The following is an 8,625-nucleotide window of genomic DNA, read 5'->3' as shown; positions in this document are numbered from 1 at the left end:
GGGTTCTTTACACAGCGTTTGTTTACCCCCGGACAGGCTTCCTCGGCAAGCCTCAAAAGAAACCTGAGCAGGCAGTATCGCTGAGAAAAAAACTAAATCCATGGATGCGTGCCAATTCGCTCACATGGTCGTGACCCTCTTTACCGAGGTTCTGCCAGTCACAAGCCAGACGGTGTGCAAGCTGCAAGAGGCCGTCTGTTTTTCTCTGAGGCGGAAAAGTCAGAGAGCGGAACTATCCCGATGCACAGAACAGGGATAGCGGCAGCCAATGCCGAAGGAAACCCCAGTACACGGGAGAGCAGCAGTTCTCCGATTTTCAGCACCACCCGGCAGGCCGAAAACAGGCAACGGCGTGATAAAGCCAAAGCTACAGGGCGGGGCTGGAAGTCACGTGGAAAATTTTTTTGTCCTGCGTATAAACCATCTTGGGATTACGCAATAATTACATTCAGTTGTATTATTCAATAATAATTTCAGATTGCTGGGTACATTCCAAAGCAAAATCAAAATGTTGACGCTCATGCGGTTGTTTTCAGCCTGCTGACCGGAGCGTTCCTTCCATTTTTTATCCTCCTTGCTGCGCTTGGCAGACAGGAAAGCCTTGTTCGTAGCCTCAGAGCTGGTAGCTATTTCCCTCTTTCAGAGAAAAACACGGCTGGCATAGCCACCGACTGTGGGTAGCGCATCTGTCCTTTTTGGCCTTGGCAATGAGCGTTAGTTGCTGCCGACAATCAGTAGAGCCGCAGGCTCTTTTGTATATATTTTACCTTTTTCTACTTTTTACGCTCTTGTAACCCCTATGAAATCATTGGCGATCAAAGTTTGAATCACAACAGATTTGTTGCTATCCCACAACAGATTTGTTGCTATCCCACAACAGATTTGTTGCTGACAAAAGCCTATTAATCGGTTAAAACTGGATTTCATCCCAACAAAACAACAAATACGTTGTGATAAGATTATGGACACCAAAAAACCTACGCTAAATTCACCAGTTGCAAAATCGAATGACATTGTCCCTGTCATGTCCAAGTATGACCTCCAAGAACTCCGGCTGATTGCCTACTGCATCGCGCATTACGATAGCAGACAGCCTGACAACCGGAGATTCACCGCCAAGGTGACTGACTTGGCAACTATCTTTGACATGGCAGAAGATTCGGCTTATTCCGTCATTAAGCGAGTTGTGACGGCTATGAGCAAGCCATTTGCATTCATGATTGATAGCAAAGAAAAATACATCTGGTGGTTTCAAGAATTTGAATATATCCCTGGAAATGGTGAAGTAATGTTTATGCTTAATACAAGCATGATTCCATATCTTCTTGAGCTGAAAGAAAGATTTTCAGTTTACAGGCTGGCTGATGTTCACCAATTCAAGGCAGCTTCAACGTGGCATTTGTTTGAGAATCTGAACAGATGGAAGAACGCAGGAGGCTGGCACGTAACTCTTAATGATCTGCACAGCATACTTGGAGCAGATGGAAAGTATCCCCGGTTTGATTCCTTCAGACAAAGGTTGATCGACCCTGCGATTGCAGAAATAAATGAAAAAAGCAGCCTTAATGTTGAATACGTCAAAGAGACATCAGGAAAGACTGTCATTGCTCTCCGCTTCTTTATTGACAGCAAGCAGCCTGATTACGTTATAACGATTGAAAGCCAGAAAAACAAACTGCTCAAGCTGCTGCTTGGCTGCGGAATCCGCAATCACTTGGCTGAAAAGATCATTGATCAAATAGTTGGTGCTGAAAAAGAAGCGCATTTCATCAAAAAGCTGCCGGAGATGCAGAAAAGATGGAGCGCGGAGAAAGGCTCAATGCCGCGATATGTGGCGGGGGCGGTTAAACGGGAGCTTGCGCAGCGTTCCTCCAAGGCGGAGGACAAGGCAAAGCCTGAACACGCGGAATCCTTGAGCTGCTGGCTGAACAAGCGGCGACATAAAGAGGTCTGCAAGGTCAGGCAGCGCGGCGGTCTCCCTTATCGCAAGAAATGCCAGATTTGCCTATCGCGGATTCCTGTTGTTGATTTTGGCCTCTGAACAGGATAGCCCGCAGGAGTGCGCCAGATAGCCTCCAGCGCGTTGCTGAAACCAAAACCCCATACCCTACCCCCAACAACGGAAACGGATAAAAATGGCCTTTAAAGCGTTTTTAAAGCGGGGGTGTAAAATCAGCCTTATTCAAAGCTGCCTTTCGGCAGCCCCTCCACAATCTGGACGCTGAGATTGAAACGGTAATAGTTATATATATCTAACAACCGCCCCCGTCAACGGGGGCATCTTTTTTTGAGTAATCATGCAAAAATACTGTGCTCACAGCCTTGCCGACCATCCGGTTGAGAAGTGGCAGTCTCTTGAAGAGCATCTTGAAAACACCGCTAAACTGTGTCGACAATTTGCGGAACAATTCAAGGCCGGAGCTTTGGGCGAGCTTGCAGGCAGATTCCATGACCTTGGCAAAGGCAGCCTTCAATTTCAGGCGTATTTGCGTCATGCCAATAACATTGAAGATGAATTTTCCGCTTATTTTGATTCTCGCAGGAAACGTGACCATGCCACCTTCGGCGCACGGCATTTACACAGCCTGTCAAAGCAGACTGGAAAGTTGCTGGCCTACTGCATTGCCGGTCATCACAGCGGGTTGCAGAACTGGGCGGATGGCAGTCAGACCGGCGGCCTTCAGCATCGGCTTGAGGACAAAAAACTTGAAAAAGTTATCTTTCCTTTTAAGCCGAATCCTGCCATGCCGCCGCTTCCTCCTTTGCAAATTGACAGAAACTTGGCCGGGTTTCAATTACAGTTTTTTCTGAGAATGTTGTTTTCCTGCCTGATTGATGCCGACCGTTTAGACACAGAGCGGTTTTGCAGCCCAGACAAAGCGGAACAACGGGAACACGACACGCCGCTACAAAATTTGCATTCGATATTCTGGCAAAATTTCGATGCGTTGAGGGCTGCTGCAAGCAATTCCAAGGTCAATGAGATTCGTGAAACCGTGCTGACAAACTGCCTTGCCGCCGCGCAGCGAAAGCCGGGCTTGTTCACCTTGACTGTGCCGACTGGCGGCGGCAAGACGCTTGCCTCTCTGGCCTTTGCCTTGGAACATGCAAAGACGTACAGCCAATTCCGCCGCATCATCTACGTGATCCCTTTCACCAGCATCATTGAGCAGAATGCCAAGGTTTTCCGCAATGTGCTTGGCAATGAGACTGTGCTGGAGCACCATTCCAATTTCGTCCCGGACGAAGCCGATTGGAAAACCAAACTGGCAGCGGAAAACTGGGACGCGCCTGTTGTTGTGACCACAAATGTGCAGTTTTTCGATTCCTTTTTCTCCAACAAGACCTCCAAATGCAGAAAGCTGCACAATGTCGCCAATTCGGTGGTGATATTTGACGAAGTGCAGGCTATTCCTGTAGAAAAGCTCCAACCTTGCTTGGAAGTGCTGCGCGAACTGACCACAAATTATGGCGTAACCGCTGTGCTTTGCACTGCCACGCAGCCAGCCGTCAGCAAGTCGAATAACTTCAAGAACGGACTTGCTCTGGAACAAGCAGAAATTATCCACGATGTGCCGCAACTTTTTAAAGCACTCCAGCGCACCCGAATGACATGGCTTGGCCAGCAAACGCAGGAAGAAATTGCGGCTAAACTCCAGCAGGAAAAGCAGGTGCTTTGCGTAGTCAGCACCCGCGACCAGGCTCTGACATTGTTTGAACAACTCAAAGGCGATGGGGATTTTTTTCATCTCAGTGCGTTGATGTATCCAGAACACCGCAGCAAAATTCTTGATGAAATACGAAATCGCCTGAATGCAGGCAGCCACTGCCGGGTAATCAGCACACAGCTCATTGAAGCAGGTGTGGATGTGGATTTTCCGGTCGTATATCGCAGTTTAGCTGGAATGGATTCCATTGCCCAAGCAGCAGGGCGTTGCAACCGGGAAGGACTGCGGAAAATCGGTGATGTCTTTGTTTATGAGCCGGAAAAAATTCCCTCTGTCAGCTACTTCCGACACACTTGCCAGTGCGCGAAGCCGCTTCTTGATCGATTTGCAGAAGAATTTCTTGCACCTGAGTGCATTCAGGCGTATTTTAATGATTATTTTTGGATAAATCATGACCGGATGGACAAGGATGACATCTTGGGAAAATGCCGAGCGGGCACGCAAAAATGCGAGTTTTCCTTTGAAGACATCGCAGACTTCAAAATGATTGACAGCGCAAACCAAGCAATCGTCATTGCACTTGATGAAAATGCGGTAAAACTTGCTGATCAGCTTAAATATATTGAGAACAAGCAATCCATCCTAAGAAAATTGCAGAAATATACGGTGCAAGTTTACCAAAATCAGTTTTTTGAGCTGAAAGAATGGCTGGAAGAGGCGCAGCCCGGTGTTTTTATCCTGAAGAATAGCGAAATGTATTCAAAAGAGACTGGATTAAAATGCCAATCTCCAGAAGGACAGGGATTCATTGTGTAAGGGAGGCAGAATAATGAGCTATGGCGTGAAGTTATTGGTTTCAGGAAAATATGCCTGTTTTACGCGGCCTGAAATGAAAGTCGAGAGGGTGAGTTATGACGTAATGACCCCTTCTGCTGCTTGTGGGATATTAGAAGCAATCTACTGGAAGCCGGAAATACTTTGACAGGTTGATTTTATTCACGTTCTTAATGAAATCCGCTTTGAAAATATCCGGCGGAATGAACTGGCCAGCAAGCTGCCAATGACCAGTATTTCCAAAGCAATGAAAGACGGTAGATCATCTATTGATCTGTTTATTGAAGACGACCGGCAGCAGCGGGCAGCTCTTGTGCTGCGGAATGTGGTCTATGTGATTGAAGCGCATTTTGAATTCACGGGCAAAGGTAAGGATGATGATCCCGGCAAGCATTTGGGTATGTTTGAACGACGGGCAAGAAACGGGCAATGTTTTCAGCGACCCTATTTAGGCTGCCGGGAATTTCCGGCTGAATTTGCTTGGGCGGATGAAATTCCTCCATCTGTCCATAAGGGAAAGCGTGATTTAGGCTACATGCTCCATCACATAGACTTTACCGACAACATGCAGCCGCATTTCTTTCGGGCAGTGATGATCAATGGCGCAGTGGACTGTGCAGGGCAGGAGGTGCGGATATGATCTTTCAAAATTTGATCACCTATTATGACCGCCTGGCTGAGGCAGAGGACCCGGATATTCCCCCCTTGGGATTCAGCCGGGAAGAAATCGGTTTCAGCATCATCCTGAATCATGACGGCAAAATGGTCGGCGAGCCGCGTGAACTCCGCACAAAAATCGCGGCCAATAAATACGAATTTCGTGCGTCTATTGCGCCGTACAGTAATACAGTCAATGTCCGCTCTTCTGGTGCAGCAACAACGCCAAACTTTCTAGTAGATAAAGCGGATTATATTTTTGGCATGTCTGGTGATACGGAAAAGCCTGTGCATAAAAAATCCTTTGCCGAATTGGTGAGTAAAGTTGCGGGTGCTTCAGATGATCCGGGTATTCTCGCGGTGAAAGCCTTTCTTGCAACATGGAATCCGGCGGATTCTCCCGCACTGTCGCTGTGGGATGAAATCTGCGGCACGCATGGCAAATGGGTGGCCTTTGAGCTGGAAGGCGAACGAAGTTTCATTCACGAGCGGCCAGCGGTGCGGGCGTTGTGGCAACAGTATCTTGAGCAGAAACAGCAGCAGGAATGTCCGCAGGGCCGTTCGTTAGTGACTAACGAACGGGGCAATATACAGCAGCAATACGCCCAATTTAAGTTCGGCTCTGGTGCATCGTTGGTTTCGTTCAATGAAAACGCCTATGAATCTTATGGAAAATCACGGGGAGAAAATGCGCCGATTCATGTCATTGATGAATTTAAGAGTTCCGCAGCATTGAAATATCTTTTTCGCAGCAAAAAGCAGCGGTTAAGCATTGGCGATGTGATGACGGTTTTTTGGACAGCGCAGGAATCTCCGGTTGAAGATTTCTTTGGGCAGGTGCTGAATCCGTATGAGGCGGATGGAGGAAATGATGCCCAGCTCGCCGCTTTTCTGAAAGCGGCAAAAAAAGGTGAGAATCCAAGAATTCCCAACTATGACGGCAAAGTTCCTTTTTATATTTTAGGCTTTTCTTTGAATAAAGCCCGTCTTGCTCTGCGTTTTTGTCATTCATGCAGTGTGGAGGAACTTACGCAGCGGATAGGCCGCCATTTTCAGCGGCTTGAGCTGACAGACCGTTCAGAGAAAGACACTGAATATCCAGGTCTCTGGCATCTGCTCAAAGAGACAGCACGGGAGACAAAGGACATTTCTCCGCTTCTGGGCGGTGCGCTGATGCGTTCTATTTTGGAGGATGGCAAATATCCGCTCAACTTGTATCATGGCGTTTTAGGCCGGATTCGAGCGGATCAACGCATAAGCTATTTGCGGGCCGCGATCCTGAAAGCAGTTTTAATCAGAAATTATGGTATGGAGGTGCCTATGTCTTGGGATGAGAATGAAAAGATGGTGCCGTATCTGCTCGGCGGACTGTTTGCTGTCATGGAAAAAGCCCAGCTTGATGCGCTCGGCAAGATCAACACGACAATCAGAGACCGCTTTTATGGTGCAGCTTCAGCAACGCCGCAGGCAGTTTTCCCTCGTCTGCTGCGGCTTGCCCAGCATCATATCAGCAAAGCTGAGTATGGCTATCTGTCTGACCGCCGTATTGGTCAGCTCATGGAAAATATCAACTACTTCCCGGCGCATCTTGATTTGCAGGAGCAAGGTCTGTTTGCAATAGGCTATTATCAGCAAAGAAACCTTCTTTGGCGCAAAAAAGAAGGCGAAGAAAAAGGAGACGAAAAATGAGCGATCATATCCAGAACCGCTATGAGTTTGTTTATCTTTTTGATGTCAAGAACGGAAACCCTAACGGCGACCCTGATTCCGGCAATATGCCCCGCATTGACCCGGAAACCAGCCACGGCATCGTCACTGATGTTTGCCTGAAGCGAAAAATCCGTAACTTTGTGGAAGCCTTGAAGGGCGAAGAAGCGAAGTACAATATTTATGTTAAAGAAAAGGCTGTGCTGGCCAATCGCAGACAGCCTGCTTATGATGCAGTGAAAGAAGAGAAAGGCGACAAGATACAGAAAGCCCGCGATTGGATGTGCGCCAATTTCTTTGATGTGCGGACGTTCGGGGCGGTGATGTCCACCACAAAGAACAATTGCGGCCAAGTGCGGGGGCCAGTGCAGTTCAGCTTTGCCGAGAGCGTTGACCCGGTCGTGCCGCTGGAGGCCAGCATCACCCGTATGGCAGTTGAGACGGAAAAGGAAGCGGATGCGCAAAGCGGCGACAACCGGACGATGGGCCGGAAAGCCTACATTCCTTTTGGGCTGTACCGTGCGCACGGTTACATTTCCGCTGCCTTTGCCAAAAACACCGGCTTTTCTGAGGCTGATCTGCAACTGCTCTGGGATGCGCTGATCAGCATGTTTGACCATGACCGCTCTGCCACCAGAGGGGAAATGTCAGCCCGCAAGCTCATTGTCTTCAAGCACGAAAGCACGTTGGGCAATGCTCCGGCGGGCAAGCTCTTTGAGCTGGTGCAAGTGAAGCGGAAAGACAAGTCAGCTCCGCCAAGGTCTTTTGCTGATTATGAAGTGTCTTTTGCTCACGGCAAAGTGCCGCAAGGCGTGACAGCACAAGAAATGCTGTAGCGAGATGTATTCAGAAGACAACCTTCTCATGATTTCCGCGCTTCAGCATCTGCTTTTCTGTCCACGCCAATGCGCCTTGATCCACTTGGAGCAAGTTTGGACAGAAAATCGGCTTACTGCCGAAGGGCGGCTTCTCCATGAGCATGTGCATGAGGCTGGCAGCGATTCCAGAGGCACGGTAAAGATTGAATACGACATGCCACTGCGTTCCCTGCGGCTTGGACTGGCTGGCCGGGCTGATGTGGTGGAGTTCCGGCGGCAGCCAGATAAAGCATGGCAGCCTTTTCCAGTGGAATACAAACACGGCAAGCCGAAAAAAGACGATTCTGATTTGGTGCAGCTCTGCGCTCAAGCCCTCTGCTTGGAAGAGATGCTGGACTGCACAGTTCCGGCGGGCGCGTTTTATTACGGCGTAACGAAACGGCGCACCGAAGTGGAGTTTGACCAACGGCTGCGCCGCATTACAGAGGATGCTGCGGCCCGGCTGCATGAACTGCTTTCCGGCACAAGTACGCCGCCACCAGAATACGGCAAACGCTGCGAAAGCTGCTCTCTGCTGGACACCTGCCTACCCCAAACAGCCGGAAAAAAGAACAGAGTGGAAAATTATCTGGCGAGAATGACGGCATTATGAAGACGCATCTCAACACCCTCTTTGTAACGACTCAGGGCGCATATCTGGCCAAAGACGGGGAAACAGTGGCAGTGCGGATTGAAGGCGAAACCAAGCTGCGCCTGCCCGTGCATACACTGGCAGGGATATAGCTGTAGCGATATAAAATGATCATATTATATCGTTCTGAAAAAGCTCCTCAACCGAGCATCGATATTTTTTTCTGAGAACTTTTGCCTGCGCCCATTTATGCTCAATCGGATTAAGATCAGGAGAGTAAGGTGGCAGGAATTCAAGTTGATGTCCACAT

The 8,625-nt window shown here is 48.7% G+C and carries 6 protein-coding genes and 3 pseudogenes; 8 read left to right on the top strand and 1 reads right to left on the bottom strand.

Annotation, left to right across the window (positions count from 1 at the left end; translation table 11 throughout):
* Nucleotides 1-961 precede the first annotated feature (961 nt).
* The 8 genes and pseudogenes from ACNKIB_RS13880 to ACNKIB_RS13845 form a co-directional block, all read left to right on the top strand.
* Complete coding sequence (locus tag ACNKIB_RS13880) at nucleotides 962-2,041, top strand: replication initiation protein (protein WP_417911163.1); 1,080 nt, start codon at nucleotides 962-964, stop codon at nucleotides 2,039-2,041.
* A 256-nt stretch (nucleotides 2,042-2,297) separates the two neighbouring features.
* Nucleotides 2,298-2,795, top strand: a pseudogene (locus ACNKIB_RS13875) (CRISPR-associated endonuclease Cas3''); the annotation flags it as partial.
* An 18-nt stretch (nucleotides 2,796-2,813) separates the two neighbouring features.
* Complete coding sequence (cas3, locus tag ACNKIB_RS13870) at nucleotides 2,814-4,484, top strand: CRISPR-associated helicase Cas3' (protein ID WP_417911165.1); 1,671 nt, start codon at nucleotides 2,814-2,816, stop codon at nucleotides 4,482-4,484.
* A 13-nt stretch (nucleotides 4,485-4,497) separates the two neighbouring features.
* A pseudogene (gene cas5c / locus ACNKIB_RS13865) lies at nucleotides 4,498-5,142 on the top strand (type I-C CRISPR-associated protein Cas5c).
* A complete protein-coding gene (gene cas8c, locus ACNKIB_RS13860) occupies nucleotides 5,139-6,848 on the top strand; it encodes a type I-C CRISPR-associated protein Cas8c/Csd1 (RefSeq protein WP_417911162.1) in 1,710 nt (569 codons plus the stop codon). The pseudogene cas5c and the gene cas8c overlap by 4 nt, the downstream one beginning before the upstream one ends.
* Nucleotides 6,845-7,702 (top strand): type I-C CRISPR-associated protein Cas7/Csd2, encoded by an 858-nt coding sequence (gene cas7c, locus ACNKIB_RS13855; protein WP_417911161.1) that lies wholly within the window; start codon nucleotides 6,845-6,847, stop codon nucleotides 7,700-7,702. Before cas8c ends, cas7c begins: the two co-directional genes overlap by 4 nt.
* 28 nt (nucleotides 7,703-7,730) lie before the next feature.
* Nucleotides 7,731-8,336, top strand: a complete 606-nt coding sequence (gene cas4 / locus ACNKIB_RS13850; protein ID WP_417911160.1) for a CRISPR-associated protein Cas4 — start codon at nucleotides 7,731-7,733, stop codon at nucleotides 8,334-8,336.
* Nucleotides 8,333-8,464: pseudogene (locus ACNKIB_RS13845) on the top strand (CRISPR-associated endonuclease Cas1); the annotation flags it as partial. The gene cas4 and the pseudogene ACNKIB_RS13845, both read left to right, overlap by 4 nt.
* A gap of 22 nt (nucleotides 8,465-8,486) precedes the next feature.
* Here the strand turns inward: ACNKIB_RS13845 and ACNKIB_RS13840 are convergent.
* A partial coding sequence (locus tag ACNKIB_RS13840) for a transposase (RefSeq protein ID WP_417911164.1) occupies nucleotides 8,487-8,625 on the bottom strand: 139 nt, incomplete at its 5' end.

The sequence above is a fragment of the Candidatus Electronema sp. PJ genome (assembly GCF_048287395.1).
In the GTDB taxonomy this organism is placed as follows: Bacteria; Desulfobacterota; Desulfobulbia; order Desulfobulbales; family Desulfobulbaceae; genus Electronema.
Note: the sequence above shows the minus strand (reverse complement) of the source record. Positions and strands in the feature narration are given on the sequence as shown.